Genomic DNA, 24,094 nt, shown 5'->3' with positions numbered 1-24,094 from the left:
ACTAAGATGTTCAAGCATGTTTGCGCTGCCGTCGCGGCAGCAAGCCTTTCCGTGGCCGCTTCATCCGCGCTCGCACAAGATGCCAGCACCGCCACCGCAGGCGGCGACGTCACCGCAGACGAAGCAACGCCGCTTCCGCCCATCGTCGTCCAGTCGCCGAACGAGCCCATCGCGAGCCGCCGCCGCTCGAAGGGCGCCGGCGCATCGTCCACCCCCTCCACCGCGGCCGCATCCGATGGATCCGAAGGCTCCGGCAACACCGCCGTCCAAGGCGAAGGCCCGGCCATCGGCGTCTTCACGCTCGGCCAGCTCGACATGATCGGCGGTTCCACGATCACCAACGAGGCGATGTACACGTTCAACAAAAGCTCGCTCGGCCAGGCCGTCAATATTCTTCCGGGCGTCACTTGGCAGAGCACCGGCGCCCCGTCGGTAAACTCGAGCGGCGCGCGCAACGAGGGCGACATCTTCGTGCGCGGCTTCAATCGCTTCCAGGTCCCGCTCTACATGGACGGCGTCCGCGTCTATCTCCCGGCAGACAACCGCATCGATATGAACCGCTTTCTGACGGCGGACCTCGCAGAAGTGCAGATCGCGAAGGGCTACGTGTCGGTACTCAACGGGCCGGGAGGAATGGGCGGAGCGATCAATATGGTCTCCCGCAAGCCGACCAAGGAGCTTGAGATGGAAGCCCGGGTCGGCTCGGTGTTCGACGGCGACCTCGGCTCGATGGGCCAATGGAGCAGCTACGGCTACACCGGCACGCGGCAGAAGGGCTACTACGCCCAGATCAGCGGCTCGATCGTCGATCAAGACCACTTCGACATGTCGAGCGACTTCTCGCCCTCATCGTATTCGGTGCCAGGTCCCGGGCACGTCGCCACCTTCCCCTATGAGCAAGGCGGCAACCGCGATCGCTCCGACTTCAAGGACTGGCGCATCAATGCCAAGGTCGGCATCACTCCCAATGCCACCGACGAATACAGCATCAACTACACGACCCAGTCCGGCGAGAAGAATTCCCCTCTCCACACTGACCGCCAGATCGTGCAGGGTTATTTCAACGCTGGCTACCCCAATGGCAGCAACGGGAACTACCCCCGCTTCTGGACATGGCCGGAGTGGGACACGTCGAGCCTATCGTTCCTGTCGAAGACACAGCTCGGCTCGGCCTCGTACATCAAGACCAACGCCTACTACAACACGTTCGCCAACACGATTTCGTTCTTCCCTGACGCCACCTACACGAACCAACGAGTGGAGAGCCCCTACGAAGACGACTCGTACGGCGGCTTCATCGAAATGGGCACCGACCTCATCCCGATGAACACACTGAAAGGCGCGATCCACTACCGCAAGGACGCGCACGAAGATCAAAACGTCAGGTACGCCTATCCGAGCGGCAACCAGACCATTGCCGGCTATGGAAACTTGAGTCGCCAAGCGGAGGAGGGCTGGTCGTTCGCCCTCGAGAACACGTTCCACGCCACCCGCAACCTCGATTTCGTTGCCGGCGTGAGCTACGAGACCAACGAGGTGCTTGAGAACAAGGTCAACGGCATCGAGGCAGCATCTGACAGGCCTAGCATCGACGCGTGGAACTGGCAGGCCGCCGCCATCTATAATTACAGTCAGACCGGTAGCGTGCACGCCGACGTTTCGAGCCGCATGCGCTTCCCAACGCTGTTCGAACGCTACAGCACGCGTTTCGACAGCAAGATCCCCGATCCCAACCTGCCCCCCGAACGCGCGACCAACTACGAGATCGGCGCGAGCGACACCCTGTTTCCGGGACTGCGCGTATCGTCGGCCGTCTTCTATTCCGATATCGAAGACAGCATCCAGAATGCGTTCGTTGCTGCAAATGGCACCAACGGCAACAACGCGGGAATTATCGGTGTTTCTCCCGATGGCTACTACTACGGCGCGGAGCTGTCGGCCGATTACGATGTAAGCCCGACCCTACGCGTGGGCGGCAATTACACCTTCACAGAGCGCGATCTCGACTTCGCCGATGCTTCCACAGAAATTGCAGCCGCGTGGCAGAGAGAAGCTGTCGGACTGAATCGGATGGAAGGCCTGCCCAAGCACAAAGCGTTCTTCTACGTGGCCTGGAAAGCAACCAATCAGCTCACCCTGACGCCGAGCCTCGAGCTGGCTAGCGACCGTGTGGCGCTGGTTACGAACTGCTCGTCGACGCTTGTCTCAAACGGAAATGCGAACAATGCTTCCGCAGGCGCTTGCGGCAAAACCGCCCCCACGGCGCAGAACACATACCCCTCTTACGTCAATATCGGCAGCTACGCGCTGCTCAACTTCCGGGCTGATTACGCCTTCACCGAGAATTTCTCGGCGGCCGTCGGCGTGACCAACCTGCTGGATCAGAACTATTCGCTTGCCCAAGGCTTCCCGGAACCAGGCCGCCAGTTCTACGCCACTGCCCGCGTGAAGTTCTAGGTCTGAAGAACCCTACCGTCTCCTGGGCTGGCGTTGTATATGTGGCAAGCCAACGTCAGCCCTTGGAGCCGTCACATGAAAATCAGCGCGCGCAATGTCCTCGCCGGCAAGATCGTCGATGTGAAGAAGGGTGCGACCACGGCCCACGTGCGCATCGATGTCGGCGGAACCATCGTGACCGCCTCGATCACCAACGAGGCCGTCGATGAGCTGGCGCTGAAGCCGGGAATGGCGGCGTCGGCCGTCATAAAGTCGTCGGACGTCATGGTGGCGGTGGAATAGGAACGAAAATGCTGCGCATTCTTTTGCTGGCCTGGGCCGCCCTCGTCGCGGGAGCCGCCCCCTCCGCCGCGGCACCGGCTGTCGGCTGCGAAGGTTTCCTTTGGCCGCTCGCAACCGAAATCGCCTGGATGAAGGCGACCGACAGCGAAACGGTCGCAACCGGCGCGTCCCTGCCAGCACCCCCGAACGACAAGGCGGTCACCCTCGGCTTGAAGCCGGCCGCCGAGGTCACGCTGCCCGCCACGCCGACGAAAACGCCGAAGCCCGGCGACGACAAGACGTTCGCCGGCGTCGTCACGTTCGAGAACATCCCTCAGGGTCACTATCAGGTCACCCTCTCCGCCCATGCCTGGATCGACGTGGTCCAGAACGGAAAAGCACTCGAAGCGACCGGCCACACCGGCTCGTCCGATTGCCAATTCGTCCGCAAAAGCGTTCGCTTCGAAGTTGCCGACGGCCCAGTCGCCGTGCAGATCTATGGCTCTGCCGCCACAAGCATGAAATTCACGATCCGTCCGGCCGCGGACTAGAATCCGGCAAAGTTGCAACGCCTGATTGGGATTATCCCCCGGTAGAGCCGCATAGTCAGGCTTTGCCGCACAATGCGCTTGACCAACGCCAGTCCGTTGCTTGAAAGAATGCGCTGCATTTATTTTGATCACATGTCGGCTGCGACGATCGCGAAACGTCCTATGGGCGACGGACCGCAATGCCTGACGAACCAGCCATCGCAAAGGTGTGACGGCCGCCGAACATAGAGCAGAAGCTGAGAATTCTCATGTTGAAGCATATCTTTGCCTGGATGCTCGTGATCCTGGCCATTGCTGGCACGACAGGCGGGCTCGGCTACTACAAATACTCGGAAATTCAGTCCGCCATCGCCGCGTCCATGAATTCGCCTGAACCGAGCGAGGCCGTCCAGTCCGTTCGCGCTCACTCGGGCACATGGTCCGCCACGACGCGCGCCATCGGGTCCGTCGTCTCGATGCGCCACGTCGCGATCAAGAACGAGATCGCAGGCGTCGTGGCCGAGATCGGCTTTCGCTCCGGCGATATCGTCGCGAAGGACGCGCTTCTGATTCAGTTCGACGCGCGCCAGGAGCAAGCAGCCCTCGCCGCTGCCGAAGCCGACGCGCGCCTCGCCAAGATCACGCTCGAGCGCCGCGAAAGCCTGCGCAGCAGCGCCGCCTTCAACCAGCAGGAACTCGACCGCTCGCGCGAGGAATTCGCCGCCGCCACCGCCCGCGCCAACAACCTCGCAGTCGTTGTCGACAAGAAGCGCATCGTATCGCCCTTCCGCGCGCGCGTCGGCATCACCGATTGGCAGCCCGGCGCATACCTCGACATCGGCACCTTGATCGTCACCTTGCAGGGCGTCGATCCGGACGCGTATGTCGATTTCACCCTGCCTCAGGATAGCGCCGCGGCCATCCGCGCCGGCAGCGTCGTCACGCTGTCGGGCCCGGCCGTCCCGAACGGCACGATGACGGCCACCATCCTCGCCGAGGACAACTCGGCCGACGGCTCGAACAGCGCTGTGGGCTTCCGTGCAGTCGCCCCAGGGTTCGGCGAGCTTTTGCGTCCGGGCACCTTCGTCGATGTCACCGTCGAAACGTCGAAGCCGCAGCAAGCGGTGATGGTGCCGCTGTCCGCCATCCGCCGCTCGCCGAACGGGCAGAACGTGTTCGTCCTCGTCACGGAGGACGGCAAGCTGCGCGCGCGCGCCCGCCCCGTGACCACCGGGACCGTACAGGGTAGCGACATCGTCATCCTGCATGGCCTTGAGGCCGGAGAGCTGATCGCCTCGTCCGGATCGTTCAAGCTGCGCGAAGGTTTGCTCGTCCACACCGAGGCTCCGGCTGCCGCGACGCCCGAAGTCGGCGTGAACTGAGCGAGCCAGCCATGCGCGTCATCGACCTGTTTGTCCGCCGCCCGGTGATCGCGCTGGTTCTGAACCTGGCGCTGGTTCTGATTGGGCTGCGCGCGGCGACCCAGTTGCCGATCCAGCAGTATCCGCGCATCGAGAGCTCCTCGATCCTGATCACGACGGTCTACGTCGGCGCCTCCGCCGAGAGCATTCGCGGCTTCGTCACCACGCCCATCGAACGCGCCGTGTCGTCCATCACCGGCATCGACTACGTGGAAAGCTCGAGCGTTGCGGGGCTGAGCACCGTCACCGCCCGTCTCAAGCTGAACCATCCGAGCACCGTCGCCCTGACCGAGGTCGGCAACCGCCTCGGCCAGATCCGCAGCGAGCTGCCGCAGGAAATCGAAAGCCCTGTCGTCGAGGTGCAGCGCGCCGACCGGCCCTACGCGACGTTCTACGTCAGCGTCACGTCCGACGTGATGAAGCCGCCCGAGATCACCGACTACCTCTCGCGCAGCATCCAGCCGCGCCTGAGCACGATCGCCAACGTCCAGCGTGTCGGCATGGAAGGCGCCCGCCCTCAGGCCATGCGCATCTGGCTCGACGCCGACCGGCTCGCCGCCTTCAACCTCGGCGCAAGCGAGGTCGAGGCAGCCCTCCTGCGCAACAACTTCCTCGCCGCCGTCGGCCGCACCAAGGGCAGCGAGGTCCAGGTCGATCTCCTGGCCAACACCGATCTCAAGAGCGTCGAGGAATTCGAACGCCTGATCGTGCGCGAGGACAGCAACCGCATCGTCCGCATCTCGGATCTCGGCCGCGTCGAGCTTGGATCGGAAGAAGAAACGTCGAATGTGCGCCACAACGGCAAGGACGCGGTTTACCTGTCCGTCTGGCCGCTACCCGGCACGAACGAGATCGCGGTTGCCTATGCGCTGCGCGCCGAGCTGGAGCGCATCCGCCCCGATCTGCCCGCCGGCACCGAGATCGACCTCGCCTACGACGGCACGGTCTACATGGAGAACTCGCTGAAGGAGATCGCCAAGACCTTCAGCGAAACCGTCCTCATCGTCGGCTTCATCGTGTTCCTGTTCCTGGGCTCCTGGCGCAGCGCGCTGGTGCCGCTGGTGACGATCCCGATTTCGCTGATCGGCGCCATCGCGGCCATGATGGCGATGGGCTTCTCGCTCAATCTGTTGACGCTGCTCGCCATCGTGCTCTCGGTCGGCATCGTGGTCGACGACGCCATCGTCGTGGTCGAGAACGTGACGCGCCACATGCAGAACGGCATGGGACGAATCCAGGCGGCGCTTATCAGCACCCGCCAGCTCTTCACGCCCATCATCGCCATGACGATCACGCTCGCCGCCGTATACGCGCCGATCGGGTTCCTGTCGGGCCTCACGGGCGTGCTATTCAAGGAGTTCGCCTTCACGCTCGCGATCGCCGTCATCTTCTCCGGCTTCGTGGCAATCACCCTGTCACCGATCATGAGCGCCTACACGGCGACCGAAGGCGGCCACGAGGGACGCTATGCGCGCTTCGTCACGCGCAGCCTCGATCGCCTCTCCGAGGCCTACGGCAACGCACTCGACGTCATTCTCACGCTGCGCAAGCAGGTTCTGACCTTCGGCGCCTTCATCTGCGTGCTCACCGTGCCGTTCTACATGTTCTCCTCGCAGGAGCTTGCCCCCGTCGAGGATGAAGGCTTCATCCTCCTGATCGTGAACTCCGCACCCGACGCGTCTCTCGCCTACACCACCTCGCACATGGACAAGATCAAGAACGTCGGCACGGCGCTGCCGGAGTACGAAGCCATGTTCGAGATCGTCTTCCCCTCGAACGGCTTCGGCGGCTATTTGCTGAAGAACTGGCACGACCGGGCGCGCAGCGCCCACCAGATCCAGCCCGAGATTTTCGGCGCGGTTTCCCAGATCAAGGAGCTGCAGGTGTTTCCCGTGTTGCCGCCCGCCCTCCCGGGCGCCGGCAACTACGACGTGGAGCTCGTGCTGAAGGGCCCGGGCGCGCCCGAGCAGATGGCCGAGTACGCCGGCAAGCTCGTCAACGCCGCCTTCGCCAGCGGCCAGTTCATGTTCGCCGACACCGATCTCAAGATCGACCTGCCGCAGGTCATGGTGACGGTGCATCGCGAGCGCGTCGCCGACCTCGGCCTCGACCTCGCCGACGTCGGCCGCCAGCTCGGCGTGCTCGTCTCGGGCAACTACGTCAACCGCTTCACGCGCGAGGGACGCGCCTACAAGGTGATCCCGCAGGTGAACCTCGAAGCGCGCACCGCCGCCTCGCGCCTCCTCGACTACAAGATCCGCACGCGCGACGGAAAGCAGATCCCGGTCTCCGCCATCGCCAGCCTCGAAACGAAAACAGCCCCCCGCACGCTGACGCGCTTCCAGCAGGCCGACAGCTTCCGCGTGTTCGGCGGCGTCGTGCCCGGCGTGACCAAAGGCACCGCCCTCGCAACGCTCGAAGCCGCCGCGCGCGAGATCCTGCCCGCCGACTACACCATCGATTACGCCGGCGAATCCCGCCAGATCCGCCAGGAAGGCGCAACCCTTGCCGGCACACTCGCGTTCGCCATCGTGCTGATTTATCTCGTGCTCGTCGCGCAGTTCGGCAGCTTCCGCGATCCCCTGGTCGTTCTCGTGGGGTCGGTGCCGCTGGCGCTTTCCGCAGCCCTTCTGTTCACGTTCCTCGGCTTCACCACCATCAACATCTACAGCCAGATCGGCCTCATCACGCTCGTCGGCCTCATCGCCAAGAACGGCATTCTGATCGTCGCCTTCGCCAACGAGTTGCAGACGCAGGGATTGACCAAGCTGGCCGCCATCCGCGAGAGCGCCAAGACGCGCCTGCGCCCGATTCTGATGACGACGGCCGCAACCGTCTTCGGCCACCTTCCGCTGGTGTTCGTCACCGGGGCTGGCGCGGAAGCGCGCAACAGCATCGGCATCGTGCTCGTCACGGGCATGGCCATCGGCACGCTGTTTACCCTCTTCATCCTGCCGGTGATCTACCTCGCGGTGGCAGCCGAGCACCGCGCCGACGAGTGGGACACCGAAGTCGAAGCCCTGGACGCCGGCGGCACTCCGCCGCGCGAAGTGAACCACGGCGGCTCTGGCGCGTTCGTGTAACCGCCGCGCGCCGCAAAACAACGGTTTACCCTTACGAAATTGTAACGGCGCGGACAGTGGGCGGCCAACTCGGCGCAGCTATACTTGCTGCACGCCCACTCCATCCGACACCGAGGACGCGACAATGCGCGTGCTACTTATCGAAGACGACCCCGACACCGCCCAATACGTCATCAACGGTCTCGAGGAAGAAGGCCACACCATCGACCACAGCGCCGACGGGCGCGAGGGCATGACCCAGGCCATGGGCGAAACCTACGACGTGCTCATCGTCGACCGCATGCTGCCCGGCATAGAAGGCCTCGCCATCGTCAAGACGATGCGCTCGGCCGGCTGCAAGATCCCGATCATCTTTCTGACGGCCCTCGGCGGCGTCGACGACCGCGTCGACGGCCTCGATGCGGGCGGCGACGACTACCTCACGAAGCCGTTCGCCTTTTCCGAGCTCTTGGCGCGCATCAACGCACTTTCGCGCCGCCCCCACCTCAAGGGCGAGGAAACGCGCCTCAAGGTCGGCGACCTCGCTCTCGACCTCATCACGCGAAAGGTCTACCGCGGCTCCGCCGAGATCGACCTCCAGCCGCGCGAGTTCCGCCTTCTCGAAGTCCTCATGCGCAACAAGGGCCGCGTGGTTACGCGCACCATGCTGCTGGAGCGCGTCTGGAGCTTCCACTTCGATCCCAAGACCAGCGTCGTCGAAACGCACATCTCGCGCTTGCGCAGCAAGATCGACAAGCCGTTCGCGACCGAGTTGATCCACACGGTGCGCGGCAGCGGCTATAGCCTCCACGAGGGCCCGTGACGGGAAGCGCCGCCGTTCTGAAACGAACCCCGTTCCGGCTCGCGGCGACATTCACGGCTCTGTTCGCGGCAACCGTCGTCGCCCTCTTTGCGATCCTTTTCCTCGGCATGACCTCGCGCCTGACGGACCAGATCCACGTCCGCGCTCAGGAAGCGATGGAAGCGTTCCAGGCCATCGACGACGAGCGGTCGTTCCACGACCTCGCGGCCGTCGTCGCCAGCGAAAGCAACTCCGTCCGCCACGCCGACTTCATCGTCGAGCTGGTCGACAAGGACGGCCGCCACATTGCCGGCAACGTGCGCGACATTCCCGCGGCCGACGGCTGGATCATCCTCGAACGCGCCAAGGTCCAGCCTGGAAGCACCACCGGAGAACCGGACGATCGCTTCCACGCCATCTGGGAAAACGTCTCCGAAGGCCGCCTTCTCGTCGGCAGCAGTGACGGCGAGCTCAGGCGCACACAGACGTTCCTGCTCGAGGTGCTCGGCATCGGTCTCTTTGCAACGACCCTGCTCGGCGCCGCCTGCGGCGCCTTCATCGCGCGCCAGACCCAGCACCGCATCGACGCGTTCGCCCACACCCTCGCCGCCGTGTCCGACGGCAACATCAAGGCCCGCGTGCCGATGTCCGGCTCGGGCGACGACATCGACCACGTCGGCGAGCAGGTGAACCGCACGCTCGATCATCTCCAGAAGCTGATGGAAAACGTCAACCAGTCTTCCTCCGACATCGCGCACGATCTGAAGAAGCCCGTCGGGCGGCTGCGCCAGCGCCTCGACATCGCGCGCCGCGGCGCGAGCACAGCATCCGACTTCCGCGCCTCCCTCGACGGCGCCCTCGACGATCTAGACGGCATCATGGAGACGTTCGACGCATTGCTGCGCATCACGCAGATCGAAGCAGGTGCCCGCCGCGCCCGCTTCGCCAACGTCGATCTCGTTTCAATACTCGATGATGTCGCCGAAATTTATACGGCCGTTGCGGAAGACGCCGGCCATAGCCTCTCGTGGGCCGATGCGCGCTGGAAGCCCGCGCTCGTCAGAGGCGACCGCGAGCTGCTCGTCCAGCTTTTCGCCAACGTGATCGAGAACGCGATCCGCCATTGCCCCGCCGGCACCAGCATTTCCATCGCCCTCCACGAAGAGCCCGAGGGCTTCCGCGCCGAGCTTTCCGACAACGGTCCCGGCATTCCCGAGGCCGACCGCGAAAAGGTATTTCGCCGTCTCTACAGGCTCGAACGCGCCCGCACCACGCCCGGCAGCGGCCTCGGCCTCACGCTCGTTGCAGCCATCGCAGAGCTGCACGACGCGACAATTGCGCTGAAGGATCAGGCCCCTGGGCTCTGCGTTGCGATTTCGTTCCCAGGCGCCGCAGAGGCCGCCTGATCCGCCCCGTGCGAACGTGATCGGCCCTTACGAAACCGTATGCTCCCGGCCAAGCAGCGGCAAGATGAAGGGCGCATATCAAGGGGGCGCCAGGCAATGACCAACTGAAACGAACCCGAAGCCCGGCGAAACAACAGGAGCCCCCGATGTCTCTCAAAGTTGCCACGCCCCTCGTTCTCGCAGCTCTCACCGCCATGTCCGCAACCGCATTCGCAGCATCCCAGATGAAGACCGGCGACGTGAAATCCACCGACGCCGCAAAGCACGAGCTGACCCTCGCAACTGGCGACACGTTCGAAGTCGGCAGCCACGTCAAGCTCGACAAGATCAAGGCCGGCGACAAGGTCGCGATCACCTACGAGGTGAAGGACGGCAAGAACATCGCCTCTAAGGTTCATCATACGAAGTAACGCCGCTTAGGCGGCGAGAAAGAAAACACGGAGAGATCCCATGAAAGCCATGAAAACGATCGGCACTGTTGCCGTTGTTCTTGCGACCGGCGCGGGCGCTGCCGCGGCTGCCGGCGGCACGCACGAAGCCAAGGGGCGCATCGAGCATCTGAACCCGCGCGCACAGCACCTCACCGTCGGCCACCAGACCTATCGCTACGATCCCCGCGCGATGGGACAGGGCCTGCGCCGCGGCGAGAAGGTCAGCATCGTCTATCGCGAGGCCCACGGCCATCGCTACGCAATCAGGATCCTCCCTGCCGTGTGATCCAAGCTCACCGGTTGAGAGGGGGCGGGCTGCACTCCATCCCCCCAGTGCCCCGCCCTTCTCCTTTTTCAGTATCCGGTCATCTCAAGATACCCGTTGCCGGCGTGCGTGCCGGTAAAACGGATCGGCCCTTCCCAATAGGGAAACGTCGTGCCCATCCAGGCATCGGCATTGAGCGGCGCCGTCTCGATCCTAAGACCTTTGCTTTTCACCTCGACCCGCCACGTCACCGGGAGCGCTCTGCCTGCAACGCGGCGCGCCTCGCCCGGCGTCAGCACGATGTCTCCACTCGCAAGCGGCGTGACGTGGCCGTCGCGCCCGATCCAGTTACCCGACCTGTAGACGTCGCCCACCCCCGTGCCGCGAAGCTGGAACAGCATGAGCTTCTCGCCATCCGGCAGATGCAGCGACAGCCAATCCCATCCCTTCTGCTCCGCCGCGAGCGGCTGGCTGCTCCACTCGCGGTCCATCCACGCCGTGCCCGTGACGGCGACATCGCGCCCGTCGATGGTGAGCGTGCCCGACACCTCGAAGTTGGGCTGACTGTAGTAATAGGACGCCTGCCCGCGATCCGATTTTCGGCTGTAGCCGCGGTCGCCCTGCAGCACGGGCGCGCGATCCGTCTTGAGCGTCAACGCATACGAGAAATCCTTGCCCCCCGCCGTGAGCGTCAGCGCCCGTATTGCCGCATCGTGCGCATCCGTGCTCTTGAACGACCAGTCGTTGATCCAGGCCTGAAACGGCTGCGCCTCGACGCCCGCCTGCCCGATCCCGCCGCGGGCGAGCGTTTCCCCAAACCGATGCGTTGTTGCACTCGTCACGGCCGCATGCCCCATCCAGACCTGCTGGCTCGCCCAGCCGTCGCGCTGCGGCCCCGGCTCGAGCGCCTGCCGGAACAGCGTCCATTGCACGCCGTAGTCCGCGCCCGATGCGTCCTTGAGGTTGGCGGTCACGTACCACCACTCGATGCGAAAATCGGGGTGCGCGCCGAAGTCAGCGGGGAACACGATCTCGCGTCCCGGCACGACGGGCGCGAACCCGGCGGCATCGTCGCCGAGCCCCGCAAAGCCGCCCGCCGTGACGCGCGCGCTCCCCCACACGCAGAGCGCCAGCAGAACAGCGGCGGCAATGGCGCGGCTAACGCTCATTGGCGAACACCTTGAGCAGATCCTGCGGCGCCGTCCGCGCCAATCTCACGACCGGAATGATCGCCGCGACGAACGCCGTCAGGACCGCCAGCGCGAAAATCAGCGCCCATTGCGAGGGGAAAACATGAAACGGCAGCCGCCACCCGAACGCCTGCACGTTGACGATGGCCACGAGACACCACGCGAGCGCAAGCCCGAGGGGAACGGCGAGCACCGCCGTCACGGCCGCGAGCAGCACCACCTTGCCCACTTCGAGATCCCCGAGCCTGCGCCGCGTCACGCCCAGCGCCCACACCGGCGCGACCTGCGCCAACCGGACGCCGCTGAGCGTCAAAAGGCTCGCAAACAGCGCCACCCCCGAGACGAGCAGCGTCAACGTATTGAGCGCGCCCGTCACCGCGAACGTACGCTCGAAAATCTGCTTCGACATGGTCTTCAACGCCGCCTGATCCACGACGCGCGCGAGCTTGCCCCCGAGCGCCGCCTGCATATCGCGGATCAGATCGCCCGCCCGCCCAGGCACAACGCGCAGGCTGTAGCTCGTACGCCGCGCGTCCGGCCAATGCGCCACAAGCGCATCGACGTTCACGCGCACCTGGCCTTTGGGATTGCCGTAGTCCGGATAGAGGCCGACGATGGGCACGCGCCAGGTGTCGCGCGCCGTCGGCAGCTCGATCGCATCACCGATGCCGAGCGACATGCGCCGCGCCAGCTGCTCGCTCACGAGCGCGCCTCGCCCGTCGCGCATGGCATCCCATGCGCCGTCCGATTGCGCGAGTAGAGTGAAATGATCGCGATAGGTCGCATGATCGCGCGTGCCGAACACATCCACCGGCCAGCCCGCAATGCGCGTCTCGGCTTTCCACACCGGCAGCACCGCCGACACGTCCGGCCGTTGCCCGAGCCAGGCTTCGATCTCGCGCGCCTCGGGCACGCCTGCCGCATCGAAGTAGATTTCCGAGTTGAGCCGCTCGTCCAGCCACGCCGTGAACGTCTTGCGAAACCCTTCCACCATCGTGCCGACGCCCACATTGGCTGCGAGCGCCAGCAGCAACGCCATCAGCGCCAGCGACAGCCCCGAGAGCTGCTGGCGCGTATCCGCCCAGAACCATTGCGACAGCGCGCTGGAGGCGCCCCGCTCGCCCAGCCGCAGCACACCCGCCAGCACGAGCGGCAGCAGCAGCGCGGAGCCGAGCAGAACGCCCGCGATAACCGCAAAGCCTGCCTCGAGCCCCGTCCCGCCAACATAAGCCGCCAGCGCGATCGTGAGCGCCACGACGGCTGCGATCCCCTGCCGCTTGAGGTGCAGCGCCTGCGCCTCGCGCCACGCCAGCGGTTTCGCGATCGCCAGCACCGGCATGCGCGCGATCTTGAGCAATCCTGCGCCATACGCGGCGAGCGCCCCAGCCAGCGCCATGCCAAGCCCCGAGAGCCACCAGCGCGCATCAATGGCAAGATGTCCGCCCACATGCGCGCCGTAGAGCCCCTGCAGGCTCGCCGCCACATCCGGCAGCAACGCGGCCGCGATCAAGTAACCGCCGATGACGCCGAGCACGCCGGTGACCAATGCGAACATCACTGCCTCGCACATGTGCGCGGCGATCAGCGTCTTGAGCGACACCCCCGTCGCGCGCAGCGTCCGCACGCTCGTGAGCCGCTGCTCGAACGCGAGCCCGATGGACGCATGCACGATGAACAGCCCGACGATGAACGCCAGAAAGCCGAACGCCGTCAGGTTGAGATGGAAACTGTCGGTCAGCCGGGCGAGATCGCCGGTCTCGTCGGCCTTCTCAATCCGAAGCGTCTCGCGCAAATCGGAAGGCAAGGCCCGCGTCTCGGTGCCGGCCCCGGCCGCCAATATCAGACGCGACAGTTGCCCATCGCGGCCCAGAAGCGTCTGCGCCGCTCCGATATCGACCACCAGCAATCCTGGCGCGACGGCATCGGCCGCGGCCAGCGGCGGCAGCGTGCGGCCCTGCTCAGTTGCGGGCTGCGCACCGGGCGCGACGCCGAGCTCCGCGAGCGTTTCCGGCGCAACGAGAGTGCGGCCCGGCTGCTTCAAGAACGCTTCGAGATCGGCGCTTGTCGCAAGGTGGCCACCGGCTGAACTCTTTGGGCTGGTCAGCGGCTCGATGCCGACCACCCGGTAGGAAACCCCGCCGATGCGTAAAGTGCCTTCGAGCACCGGCGATACGGGCAACCCCGCGCGCCGCAGAGCCACGTAGCTTGTCTGGGGGATGAAGGAGCTGCCGGCCGCGACGAAACTCGCCGCGCCCGCTTCGCCCAACACGGCCGCCGCCTTGTCGTAGCTCGCGCGCGCCTGCGCGTTGAGCGCAGCCACGCCGCTCCACAGCGCCGTTGCGACGGCGAGCCCGATGACGAGCGTCGCCAGGTTCATCGGATGGCGCCGCCAATGACTGAGCAGCGTTGCGAACGTCCAGAGCGCCTCGCTCACGGCACCACCAGCACGCCCTTGGCGAGCGTCACCTGCCGGTCGAGGCGCTGCGCCAGCCGCGTGCTGTGCGTCGCCATCAGGAACCCGCACCCCGTCGCCGCGACGAGATCGAGAGCGAGCCCCAGCACGTCGTCGCCTGTTGCTTCGTCCAGATTTCCGGTCGGCTCGTCGGCGAGCAGAAGGCGCGGCTTCACCGCCAGCGCCCGACCGATCGCGACACGCTGTTGTTGTCCGCCCGAAAGCTGCTCCGGATACCGCCGCTCCAGCCCCTCGAGACCGAGCCGCCCCACGAGCTCCTTCTGCCACGCCGCATCGAACCGTCCCGCGATGCGCGCCTGAAACGCGAGATTGCCCGCGACCGTCAGGCTCGGCACGAGATTGAACTGTTGAAACACGATGCCGACACGCTCGCGCCGAAGCTCCGAGCGATCGCCGTCGCTCTGCCCAGTGAGATGCACGCCGTCGAGCACGATCTCGCCGCCGTCCGCGTCATCGAGCCCGCCGATGAGATGCAGAAGCGTGCTCTTGCCACTGCCGGATTCGCCGAGCAGCGCCAGGCTCTCGCCGCGCGCCAGCGCGAGGTCGACACCGCGCAGCACTGGCACTGCTCCCTGCGGCGAAGGATAGGCTTTGTGAACGCCCGACACGCGAAGCAGCGGCGAGGCGCCAGCCGCTGCACGATCCAACCCATGCGGCGCGTCGATGAGGGTCACGGTCAGATCCCCGAGATGAGAGAGTGTCCGGCAATGAGGCGGTTGAGGTCGGCCTGCGTGTCGATGTCCGCGAACAGGGCCGCATCGTCGAACGCCACATCAAGCCGCTCCGCGGCCAGCGTGTCCAGCACCGACTTCCCGCCCCGCGCGCCCGAGAGCGCAGCCAGCGCCGCAAACGCGCTCCGCGGCCACAACACGGGATTGCGCTGCGCTCCGTCCGCCGTGACCGGCACCACGATTTTGCACCCGCCGTGCGCTTCGAATTCGCCTGCGAGATGGCGGAACATCGCGGCCGTCAGGTTCGGAAGATCACCCGGCACGATGAACACGCCCGCGGCGCGGCCGTCCACGAGCGACATGCCCGACGCAATCGATCCGCCCATGCCCTCGTCCCACGCCGCGTTCGCCGCGAACCGCACGGCCAGCCCATCGAGCGCGCGCACATACGCCTCGTGATCCGCGCCCGTGACGACGATGATATCGCGAATGCCGGCACTGAAGATTTCCTCGGCCACCCGTCGCAGCAGAGGCGTGCCCGAGATGCTGGCCAAGAGCTTGTTCTCCGCGCCGAACCTGCGCGACGCTCCACCCGCAAGCAGCACGGCGGCGAGCGGAAACTGCCGCGTGTCCGCAACGCTCATGGCACGTCGATCATGTCACGCCCCGTGCCGGGCTTTGATCAACGCCCCGAGGATGGACACCGCGATCTCTCCCGGACCCTTCGCGCCGATGCGAAGGCCGACCGGCCCATCGATGCGCGCGATCTCTGCATCTGTAAGCCCGGCCGCGCTCAACCGCGCGACCCGCTTCTCGTGCGTCCGCCGCGACCCCAGCGCGCCGACATAGAAACAGGGCGAGCGAAGCGCGAGCATCAGCGTTTCGTCGTCGAGACGCGCTTCGTGCGCGAGCGTCACCACGGCCGTGCGGCTGTCGAGGCCGAGCGCCGGCAGCGCACGCTCGGGCCAGTCGTGGTTCAGCGGCACGCCCGCGAAGCGCTCCGCAGTGGAGAACGCGGTGCGCGGATCGACAACCGTAACCTGGAACCCCAAGCGGGTCGCGAGATCGGACAGCACCTGCGCGATATGGCCCGCGCCGACGAGAATGACGCGCACCGGCGGCGCCAGCGCATTGAGGAAGCGGCGCGCACCCGGCGCATCGTCGAGCTGGCATTCGCCAGCCGAGAGATTGGCGGCAACGCCGGTTTCGAACGCACCCGCGTCTCCGTGCAGAACCCGGCTGCCGCTTTCGAGGTTCGTCTCGACCACCAGCAGCGACCGCGACGCGCGCGCGGCCAGAACCGCATCCAGATAGCGGGCATCGTCCGCCCCGGTGAGCCGCTCGACGAGCACCTCGATCTTGCCGCCGCACGGCAATCCCACATGCCATGCCGTCTCGTCCGAGACGCCGTAGGCGAGCACCTTCGGTTGCCCTGCGAGCACGCCCGCGGCTTCGGTGATCACGGCCGCCTCGACACAGCCGCCGGAGACGGACCCTTCGAACCGATCCCCGGGACCGATCACGAGCTGTCCGCCCACCGGAACCGGGAACGACCCTGAGGTCTTGATCACGGTCGCAACACCCACCGTGCCGTACTGATCGAGCCAGCGGCGCGCGACGGAAACCGCATCACGTTCACCCGCACCCGCAACAGCATCGAGCGCATCGCGCTCCGAGAGAACCCCACCGGCTTCGCCGCCGGCATGCAAGAGGCCGGCATCCGGCATAGCGTTCACCCCAGTTTCAATCCGACATCGAACGGTAGCACCCGCACGCGCTGCCCCGTTCCCGCGGAAATCGCGTTGGCCACCGCAGGACCGACGGGCGGCACGCCGGGCTCGCCGATGCCCGTCGGGGCTTCGGCAGACGGCACGATATGCACCTCCACGCGCGGCATCTCGTTGATGCGCAGCACTTCGTAGCTGTCGAAGTTGCCCTGCTCGACGACGCCGTCTTTCAACGTCACCTTGCCGTGCAGCACAGCTCCGAGCCCAAATCCGACGCCGCCCTCGACCTGCGACCTGATGTTATCAGCATTGACCGCGAGCCCGCAATCGACCGCCGCCACCACGCGCTCGACTTTCGGCTTGCCGTCGACGAGACGCACCTCGGCCACTTCGGCAACGAAGCTCTTGAAGCTCTCGTGGACGGCGACACCGCGAAACACGCCCTCGGGCGCGGGGGTGCCCCAGCCCGCTTTTTCCGCGGCGAGCTTCAGCACGCTCGTATGGCGCGGATGTTTGGCGAGCAGCGCCAGCCGGAACTCCACCGGATCCTTGCCGCCCGCCGCCGCAACCTCGTCGATCATCGTTTCCATGACATACGCCGTGTGCGTATGACCGACCGACCGCCACCACAACGGGCGCACACCGACGGTCGTGCTGTGCAGCTCCACGTGCATGTTGGGAATTGCGTAGGGCGTATCCGATACGCCTTCGACGGATGTGCCGTCGACGCCATCCTTCACCAGCGCGCTCTCGAACATCGTGCCTGAAACGATGGACTGCCCCACGATGCGGTGATGCCAGCCCAGGATCGCGCCGTCCTTGTCGAGCCCCACGCGCACCTTGTGCACGTAGACAGGCCGGTAGTAGCCGCCCTTGATATCGTCCTCGCGCGTCCAGACCAGCTTGATCGGCTCGCCGCGGCCCGTGACCTTTACGATCTCGGCCGTTTCCGCGATGTAGTCCGCATCATAGGTGCCGCGCCGGCCGAACGAGCCGCCCGCCCACAGCGTGTTGATCGTCACGTCCTCGGGCTTGATGCCGAAGATCGCAGCCGTCACGGCCTGGTCCACTGTCTGAAGCTGCGACGCCGTCCACAGGGTCGCGCGGCCGTCCTTGAACTGCGCCACGCAGTTCATCGGCTCCATCGGCGCGTGCGCAAGGTAGGGAAAAACATACGACGCCTCTATCACCCGGTCAGCCTTGGCGAGCGCCGCCTCCGCATCGCCAGCCTTGGCGACAACGCCCGGCGTGTCCGCGAGCTTCTGGTATTCCGCGACCAGCGCGTCCGTGCCGCGCATGTCGGCCTTGGCGTCGTCCCAGGTGATCTTGAGAAGCTCGCGCGCGCGAATGGCCGGATAGGTCGAGGTTGCAAGAACGGCTACGCCGCGAGAGGTCGTCACGACATCGACCACGCCCTTGACGGCGCGCGCGGCCGTGTCGTCGACCGACTTCACCACGCCGCCGAAGCGCGCAGGCCGCGCGAGCGTCGCAACAAGCATGCCCGGCAGTTGCACATCCTGCGTGTAGAGACGCGCACCCGTCGTCTTCGCTTTCGAATCGAGGCGCGGAAACGATTTGCCGATGTAGGTGAACTGATCCGGCGTTTTGAGCGTGGGATCGGCCGGCACGGGAACGGCGGCGGCCTCCTGCGCGAGATCTCCGAAGGTCGCCGAATGCGCACCCGAGGTCACGACACCCTTGGAGACTTTGATGCTGTCCGCTGCGACACCCCAGCGCTTCGCAGCCGCCTGCACGATCATCGAGCGCGCCGCAGCGCCCGCCTTGCGATATTGCTCGAAGGAGTTGGAAATCGCGGTCGAACCGCCCGTGCCCTGCACACCAAACGCAAAATTCTTGTAGAGCGCGACATTGGCGGGCGAGAATTCCGGCACGACCTGCGCCCAGTCCGCATCGAGTTCATCGGCCACGAGCGTCGAAAGCCCGGTCGTGACACCCTGCCCCATGTCCTGATGCTTGATCAGCACCGTCACGACGTTGTCGGGCGAGATCCGCACGAACGGCGTGAAGACGCCGTCGTACGCGTTCGAGGCAGCGGCCGCTTCCGCGCCCGCGGGCACGCTTTCGATCAGGCCGCCAATGACAAGCCCCGCACCCGTTCCAAGCGCGAGGCGCACGAACGAACGGCGGTCCAGCGGCAACGCTGCACGCGCGCCAACCGCGCGGCGCGTCTCAGAAAAGGAAGGCAACCGAGAAAGATCGACTGGTCCCAGCATCGCGTGTCCCTCCTCAGCCCTTCAACGTCGTTGCGGCGTCATGAATGGCCGTCCGAATTCTCTGATACGTGTTGCAGCGGCAGATATTGCCGCTCATGGCGGTGTCGATATCCGCATCCGATGGCGCCGGGCTCTCAGCCAGCAGCGCGACCGCACTCATCACCTGTCCCGATTGGCAATAGCCGCATTGCACGACGTCGAGCTTCACCCACGCGTCGCGCACGGCGTCGGCGACGCTGCCCGAGATCCCCTCGATCGTCGTGACCTTGCGTCCCGCCACATCCGACACCGGCGTCACGCACGCGCGCACGGGCTGGCCGTCGAGGTGCATGGTGCACGCTCCGCACTGCGCCACACCGCATCCGAATTTCGATCCGACGAGCCCCAGTTCGTCACGCACCACCCAAAGCAACGGCGTGTCGTCCTCGACCGAAACCGTCACGTCCCGGCCGTTGATTTGAAACGTCGTCATGTGGAGATCCCCCTGTCGTCGCAATCCGTGTCATCGCACGCAGTATCCGCGGCCACGTGTTGGCCGTCGCGTCATGGGCAGCCTGGCCGCGCGCACCGGGCGAAAGCGCCGAAACAGCCCCGAGACCGGCCCCGAGCGGGCATCCGGCATGCGAAATTGGCATATGCGAACACCGCGGCAGTTTTTCCAGGGGTCGGAAAACTCTTCGCTTTCCGGTGTGCTTTACCGGTCGTTCGCCTAGAAATTCGGCACAGCACTTCCAATTCTCGCGGCGCGCTACATATGACCGCGAGGCCCGAAGGAGATCCCCAATGACCGACAAGCTTTTCACGCCGCTCACGATCGGCACCATGACGCTGCCAAACCGCATTGTCATGGCGCCCCTCACGCGCAATCGCGCAGCCGACGGCAATGTTCCGCACACCCTCAACGTGGACTATTACGCCCAGCGCGCGACGGCGGGCCTCATCATTACCGAGGGAACGCAGATCTCGCAGGAAGGTCAGGGATACCTCGCGACCCCGGGGCTGCACTCTCCTGAACAAGTCGTCGGCTGGCGCGCCGTGACTGATGCCGTCCACGCCAAGGGCGGCCACATCTTCGCTCAGCTCTGGCACGTCGGGCGCGTATCCCATACGTCGCTCCAGGCCGGCAACCAGCCGCCGGTCGCACCATCCGCCATCACGGCCAAGACGCAGGTCTTCACGACATCGGGCTTTGTCGACGCCTCTCCCCCGCGCGCCCTCGAAACGGCGGAAATCGCACGCGTTGTCGAGGACTATCGGAAAGCCGCCGAGAACGCCAAGATCGCGGGCTTCGACGGCGTCGAGCTGCACGGCGCCAACGGCTATCTCGTCGACCAGTTCCTGCGCGACGGCTCGAACAAGCGCCAGGACATGTACGGCGGCAGCCTCGAAAACCGCGTCCGCTTCCTGTCCGAAATCCTGGCCGCGCTCATCACCGTGTTTCCCGCAAGCCGCGTCGGCGTGCGCTTCAGTCCGTTCTCGAACTTCGGCGACATCGACGACAGCAACCCGATGGCGACCTTCGGCGCCGCCATCGCGCGCGCCAGTGAATTCGGCCTCGGCTATCTCCACCTCGTCGAGGGCCAGACGGGCGGCACGCGCGACCTGCCGGCGGGCGCGAGCATCCAGGCATTGCGCAAGCTGTTCTCCGGCGCCTATCTCGCCAACAACGGCTACGACAGGGCAGCCGCCATCGACGCCGTCAACTCCGGCGCTGCCGACCTGATCGCGTTCGGCCGCCCGTTCATCGCCAACCCGGACCTCGTCACGCGCCTGGCCCGCAACGCGCCCCTGAACGAGCCGATCCAGCGCACGTTCTACGGTGGTGGCGCTGAGGGCTACACGGACTATCCGACGCTCGACGCGAAAGCCGCCTAATCTCATTGCATCCAAAGCGGAACCAGTGTGCTCCAAACCAGCCCATTGGTTCCGCACCTGAACGATGGCATCTATCTCCTCGAAACCGGCGGCGCAGCACGTGCCGCCCGAAAGGAGCAGAGCCATGATCACCGTTCGCAAAGGCAACGAGCGCGGCGCCAGCAACTTCGGCTGGCTCGACAGCAAGCACACCTTCTCGTTCGGCCACTACTATGACCCCGAGAACATGGGCTTCGGCACGCTGCGCGTCATCAACGAGGACGTCGTGTCGGGCGGCAAGGGCTTCGGCACCCACCCGCACGACAACATGGAGATCATCTCCTACGTGCTCGAGGGCGCGCTCGCCCACAAGGACAGCATCGGCACCGGATCGGTCATCCGCCCCGGCGACGTGCAGCTCATGTCGGCCGGAACCGGCATCGCCCACAGCGAGTTCAACGCCTCCAGCAGCGAGCCCGTCCACTTCCTGCAGATCTGGGTGCTGCCCGAAAGCCGCGGACTTGCGCCGAGCTACGAGCAGAAGTCGTTTCCGGCTGACGCACGCCAAGGCCGCCTGACGCTGGTCGGCGCACGCGATGGCCGCGACGGCTCCGTCACGATCCACCAGGATCTCGATCTCTACGTCGCCAGCCTCGGCAAGGGCGATGCCGTGACGCACACGCTGCGTCCGCGCCGCAAGGCGTGGGTGCAGGTCACGCGCGGCGAGGTGGTCGTCAACGGAACCGCCATCGGCGCGGGCGACGCGGCCGCGCTGACGAACGAAACGGCCGTGAGCATCGGCGCCAACGACAACGCCGAGATCCTGCTGTTCGATCTCGCGGCCTGATGCCTGAGACCACCTGACACACGACCCGGAGCGGCCACTTCATACGCCGCTCCGGGGCACCCATCCGATCCAGCCACACCCAGCAAGAGGGCCCGCCCCATGACCAAAGTTCTCGTTCTCTATTATTCGAGCTACGGCCACATCGAACGCATGGCGGAGGCCATCGCCGAAGGCGTGCGCGAAGCCGGCGCCCACGCAGACATCAAGCGCGTACCGGAAATCGTCCCCCCCGAGGTCGCCGAAAAGAGCGGCTTCAAGCTCAACCAGACAGCGCCTATCGCCACCGTCGACGACCTCGCCGGCTACGACGCGATCGTGATCGGCACGCCGACGCGCTTCGGCAACATGGCCGCGCAGATGAAGAACTTTCTCGACCAGACCGGCGGCCTCTGGTTCCACGGCAAGCTGGTCGGCAAGGTCGGATCCGTCTTCACGTCCACGGCCACTCAGCACGGCGGCCAGGAGAGCACGATCCTCTCGACCCATACCGTGCTCCTGCATCACGGCATGGTCGTCGTCGGTCTGCCGTACTCGTTCCAGGGCCAGACCATCCTGTCGGAGATCACCGGCGGATCGCCCTATGGCGCGAGCACCATCGCCGCCGCAGACGGCTCCCGCCTGCCGAGCGAGAACGAGCTGGCGGGCGCCCGTTTCCAGGGCCGGCACGTAGCCCAGATCGCGGCCAAGCTCGCCGCATAGTTCGCGCGCAAGGTCCGCACCGCACGATCGGCCGGAACGGATATCCGTTCTGGCCGAAGTTGCATTCCGCGACCGCGAGAAATCAGCCACGTTGCCGTGAAAATCCCTGTATACCAGCGCTTTACATGCTTGCGCGTTTCGGGCCGATCATGGAAAGCTCACCTCGCTCTGCCCGCAGATCGAGGAGCTTCGCTTGAAACGGAAAATCGCGGTCATTCTTGCGGCGGATATCGCCGGCTACAGCCGCTTGATCGCCGAGGATGAAGAGGAAACGCTCCGTCGCTTCGAGGGCTATCGCGCCGTCTTCGAGGAGTTCGTCGAGCGCGGCGACGGCCGCATCTTCAACACCGCGGGCGACGCCATCCTCGCCGAATTCCAGAGCGCCGTGGAAGCCGTGCGCTGCGCCGTCGACGTGCAGGAGAGCCTGAAGGCGCGCAATCTCGCCTACCCGCCCAGCCGCCATATGAACTTCCGCATCGGCATCACCATCGGCGACGTGGTCGAGCGCGAGGGCGGCGACCTGCTTGGCGACGGCGTGAACATCGCCGCCCGCCTCGAATCCGTCGCCCCACCCGGCGGCATCTGCGTCTCGCGCTCGGTGCATGAGGCGGTCTCGGGCAAGATCGGCCTGCGCTTCGCCGATGCCGGACCGCAGACGCTGAAGAACATTCCCGAGCGCGTCCATGCCTACACGCTGACGCTCGACGAGCCGGAAACGCCTGTCGCCGTGACGAAGGCCGACACGCCGCCGCCATCCGCCCAGGCCATGGCTACGGCGCAGAAACTGGCCACAGCCCTGAAATTGAAAGGTGAGGCGAACGCGCTCAGCATCGTGCTCTCGCTTCTCGCGGTCGTGCTGGCCGGCGTCTACGCCTACGAATACCTGCCGGACTCGGTGCGCGAAAAAATCGGCCTCGCGAGCAAGCAGCCTCTCGATCTCGACAACGGCCCGGCGCCGACCGCGGAGGTCAGCCTGCAGCCGAAGGCGGACACCACTCCGCCGCCGGCAGCGGACACCCCGCCACCGAAGAGCGATCCTCCGGCCAGCATCGAGACTGCTCCTGAAGTGCAGCAACCCGAGCGTAAGGCCGAACCGAAAGCGGACCCCCAGCCCGAACCGAAGAGCTCGACGACGCCATCCAATCCTCTGGCCTCCCGCTACGTCCTGACGCGCCAGTGGAAGGACTGCCAGAACACGGAAAAGCCAGACGAGGCCGAAAGGGCCTGCAACGACCTCCTCGAAATCGGCGGCCTGGTCGATGCCGACTACGCCACCATCCACTACTCGCTCGGCCGCGCGCTCCGCGACAAGGGCGAGACCGACCAGGCCATCGAGCACTACGACGAGGCGATCAAGCTGAACCCGACCGCCGACGCCTTCAATCATCGCGGCGTCGCCTACTACGACAAGGGCAACTATCAGTCCGCGATCAACGACTACACCGAGGCCCTGAAACTGGCCCCGTCGAATGCAGACGCCATCAACAATCGCGCCTGGACCCGCTACAAGGCCGGCGATCTCGCGATGGCGCTGCAGGATGCGAACCGCGCCATCTCGCTCGATGGGAACAAGGCCTACATGTTCGACACGCGCGGGCACATCCACGAGGCGCGCGGCTCGCGCAGCGCCGCCATCAGCGACTATCGCAAAGCCCTCGCGCTCGACGCCGCAACCGACTCCAGCGCCGAGGGCCTGCGCCGTCTGGGCGTGAACTGAAGCGGGACGCGAGGCCAGCCTCGCACCGAACCAGACACGAAATGAAC

At 65.7% G+C, this 24,094-nt stretch carries 20 protein-coding genes; 13 read left to right on the top strand and 7 right to left on the bottom strand.

Annotated elements, in window-relative coordinates; translation table 11 throughout:
- The first annotated feature begins 6 nt into the window (after nt 1-6).
- The 9 genes from K2Y42_RS09955 (at nt 7) to K2Y42_RS09915 (ending at nt 10,656) form a co-directional block, all read left to right on the top strand.
- Nucleotides 7-2,457: a TonB-dependent receptor gene (locus tag K2Y42_RS09955; RefSeq protein WP_291151747.1), complete on the top strand. Its 2,451-nt coding sequence runs from the start codon at nt 7-9 to the stop codon at nt 2,455-2,457.
- Between the two features lie 75 nt (nt 2,458-2,532).
- Nucleotides 2,533-2,739 (top strand): TOBE domain-containing protein, encoded by a 207-nt coding sequence (locus tag K2Y42_RS09950; protein ID WP_291151745.1) that lies wholly within the window; start codon nt 2,533-2,535, stop codon nt 2,737-2,739.
- 8 nt (nt 2,740-2,747) lie between these two features.
- A complete protein-coding gene (locus tag K2Y42_RS09945) occupies nt 2,748-3,269 on the top strand; it encodes a hypothetical protein (RefSeq protein WP_291151742.1) in 522 nt (173 codons plus the stop codon).
- A 248-nt stretch (nt 3,270-3,517) separates the two neighbouring features.
- Nucleotides 3,518-4,630, top strand: coding sequence for an efflux RND transporter periplasmic adaptor subunit (locus K2Y42_RS09940; protein WP_291151739.1), 1,113 nt, complete (start codon nt 3,518-3,520; stop codon nt 4,628-4,630).
- A gap of 11 nt (nt 4,631-4,641) precedes the next feature.
- Complete coding sequence (locus K2Y42_RS09935; RefSeq protein ID WP_291151737.1) at nt 4,642-7,752, top strand: efflux RND transporter permease subunit; 3,111 nt, start codon at nt 4,642-4,644, stop codon at nt 7,750-7,752.
- Between the two features lie 124 nt (nt 7,753-7,876).
- Entirely contained in the window at nt 7,877-8,554 is a 678-nt protein-coding gene (locus K2Y42_RS09930; protein ID WP_291151734.1) for a response regulator transcription factor, read from the top strand.
- Entirely contained in the window at nt 8,551-9,939 is a 1,389-nt protein-coding gene (locus tag K2Y42_RS09925; RefSeq protein ID WP_291151731.1) for a HAMP domain-containing sensor histidine kinase, read from the top strand. Before K2Y42_RS09930 ends, K2Y42_RS09925 begins: the two co-directional genes overlap by 4 nt.
- A gap of 146 nt (nt 9,940-10,085) precedes the next feature.
- Entirely contained in the window at nt 10,086-10,349 is a 264-nt protein-coding gene (locus K2Y42_RS09920; RefSeq protein WP_291151728.1) for a DUF1344 domain-containing protein, read from the top strand.
- A gap of 40 nt (nt 10,350-10,389) precedes the next feature.
- Nucleotides 10,390-10,656 (top strand): hypothetical protein, encoded by a 267-nt coding sequence (locus K2Y42_RS09915; RefSeq protein ID WP_291151726.1) that lies wholly within the window; start codon nt 10,390-10,392, stop codon nt 10,654-10,656.
- Nucleotides 10,657-10,724: 68 nt separating this feature from the next.
- On the opposite strand, the gene K2Y42_RS09910 is transcribed toward K2Y42_RS09915, so the two are convergent.
- Genes K2Y42_RS09910 through K2Y42_RS09880 form a run of 7 tightly spaced genes read right to left on the bottom strand, consistent with a single transcriptional unit; the run spans nt 10,725 to nt 19,402 of the window.
- Nucleotides 10,725-11,804, bottom strand: a complete 1,080-nt coding sequence (locus K2Y42_RS09910; protein WP_291151723.1) for a lipocalin-like domain-containing protein — start codon at nt 11,802-11,804, stop codon at nt 10,725-10,727.
- Nucleotides 11,794-14,259 (bottom strand): ABC transporter permease, encoded by a 2,466-nt coding sequence (locus K2Y42_RS09905; protein ID WP_366512376.1) that lies wholly within the window; start codon nt 14,257-14,259, stop codon nt 11,794-11,796. Before K2Y42_RS09905 ends, K2Y42_RS09910 begins: the two co-directional genes overlap by 11 nt.
- Nucleotides 14,256-14,972, bottom strand: a complete 717-nt coding sequence (locus K2Y42_RS09900) for an ABC transporter ATP-binding protein (RefSeq protein WP_291151721.1) — start codon at nt 14,970-14,972, stop codon at nt 14,256-14,258. The genes K2Y42_RS09905 and K2Y42_RS09900 overlap by 4 nt, the downstream gene beginning before the upstream one ends.
- 2 nt (nt 14,973-14,974) lie before the next feature.
- Nucleotides 14,975-15,613, bottom strand: coding sequence for a nucleotidyltransferase family protein (locus K2Y42_RS09895; RefSeq protein ID WP_291151719.1), 639 nt, complete (start codon nt 15,611-15,613; stop codon nt 14,975-14,977).
- Nucleotides 15,614-15,628: 15 nt separating this feature from the next.
- Nucleotides 15,629-16,696, bottom strand: coding sequence for an XdhC/CoxI family protein (locus K2Y42_RS09890; RefSeq protein ID WP_291151717.1), 1,068 nt, complete (start codon nt 16,694-16,696; stop codon nt 15,629-15,631).
- Between the two features lie 5 nt (nt 16,697-16,701).
- Nucleotides 16,702-18,930, bottom strand: coding sequence for a xanthine dehydrogenase family protein molybdopterin-binding subunit (locus K2Y42_RS09885; protein WP_291151716.1), 2,229 nt, complete (start codon nt 18,928-18,930; stop codon nt 16,702-16,704).
- Nucleotides 18,931-18,943: 13 nt separating this feature from the next.
- The gene (locus K2Y42_RS09880; protein ID WP_291151715.1) at nt 18,944-19,402 is read right to left on the bottom strand and encodes a (2Fe-2S)-binding protein; all 459 of its coding nucleotides are present in this window, start codon (nt 19,400-19,402) and stop codon (nt 18,944-18,946) included.
- Nucleotides 19,403-19,713: 311 nt separating this feature from the next.
- Here K2Y42_RS09880 and K2Y42_RS09875 point away from each other — a divergent pair, with 311 nt between their 5' ends.
- From K2Y42_RS09875 to K2Y42_RS09860, 4 genes are all read left to right on the top strand, one after another.
- Nucleotides 19,714-20,805 (top strand): alkene reductase, encoded by a 1,092-nt coding sequence (locus K2Y42_RS09875; RefSeq protein WP_291151713.1) that lies wholly within the window; start codon nt 19,714-19,716, stop codon nt 20,803-20,805.
- Between the two features lie 124 nt (nt 20,806-20,929).
- Complete coding sequence (locus K2Y42_RS09870; RefSeq protein WP_291151712.1) at nt 20,930-21,631, top strand: pirin family protein; 702 nt, start codon at nt 20,930-20,932, stop codon at nt 21,629-21,631.
- A gap of 99 nt (nt 21,632-21,730) precedes the next feature.
- Nucleotides 21,731-22,330, top strand: coding sequence for an NAD(P)H:quinone oxidoreductase (gene wrbA, locus K2Y42_RS09865; RefSeq protein WP_291151710.1), 600 nt, complete (start codon nt 21,731-21,733; stop codon nt 22,328-22,330).
- Between the two features lie 193 nt (nt 22,331-22,523).
- Nucleotides 22,524-24,047: a tetratricopeptide repeat protein gene (locus K2Y42_RS09860; RefSeq protein ID WP_291151708.1), complete on the top strand. Its 1,524-nt coding sequence runs from the start codon at nt 22,524-22,526 to the stop codon at nt 24,045-24,047.
- The last annotated feature ends 47 nt before the right edge of the window (nt 24,048-24,094 follow it).

This window comes from Hyphomicrobium sp. (assembly GCF_019744875.1).
Classification (GTDB): domain Bacteria; phylum Pseudomonadota; class Alphaproteobacteria; order Rhizobiales; family Hyphomicrobiaceae; genus Hyphomicrobium_C.
The sequence above is the reverse complement of the archived record's forward strand: the minus strand, read 5'-3'. Positions and strand labels throughout refer to the sequence as shown.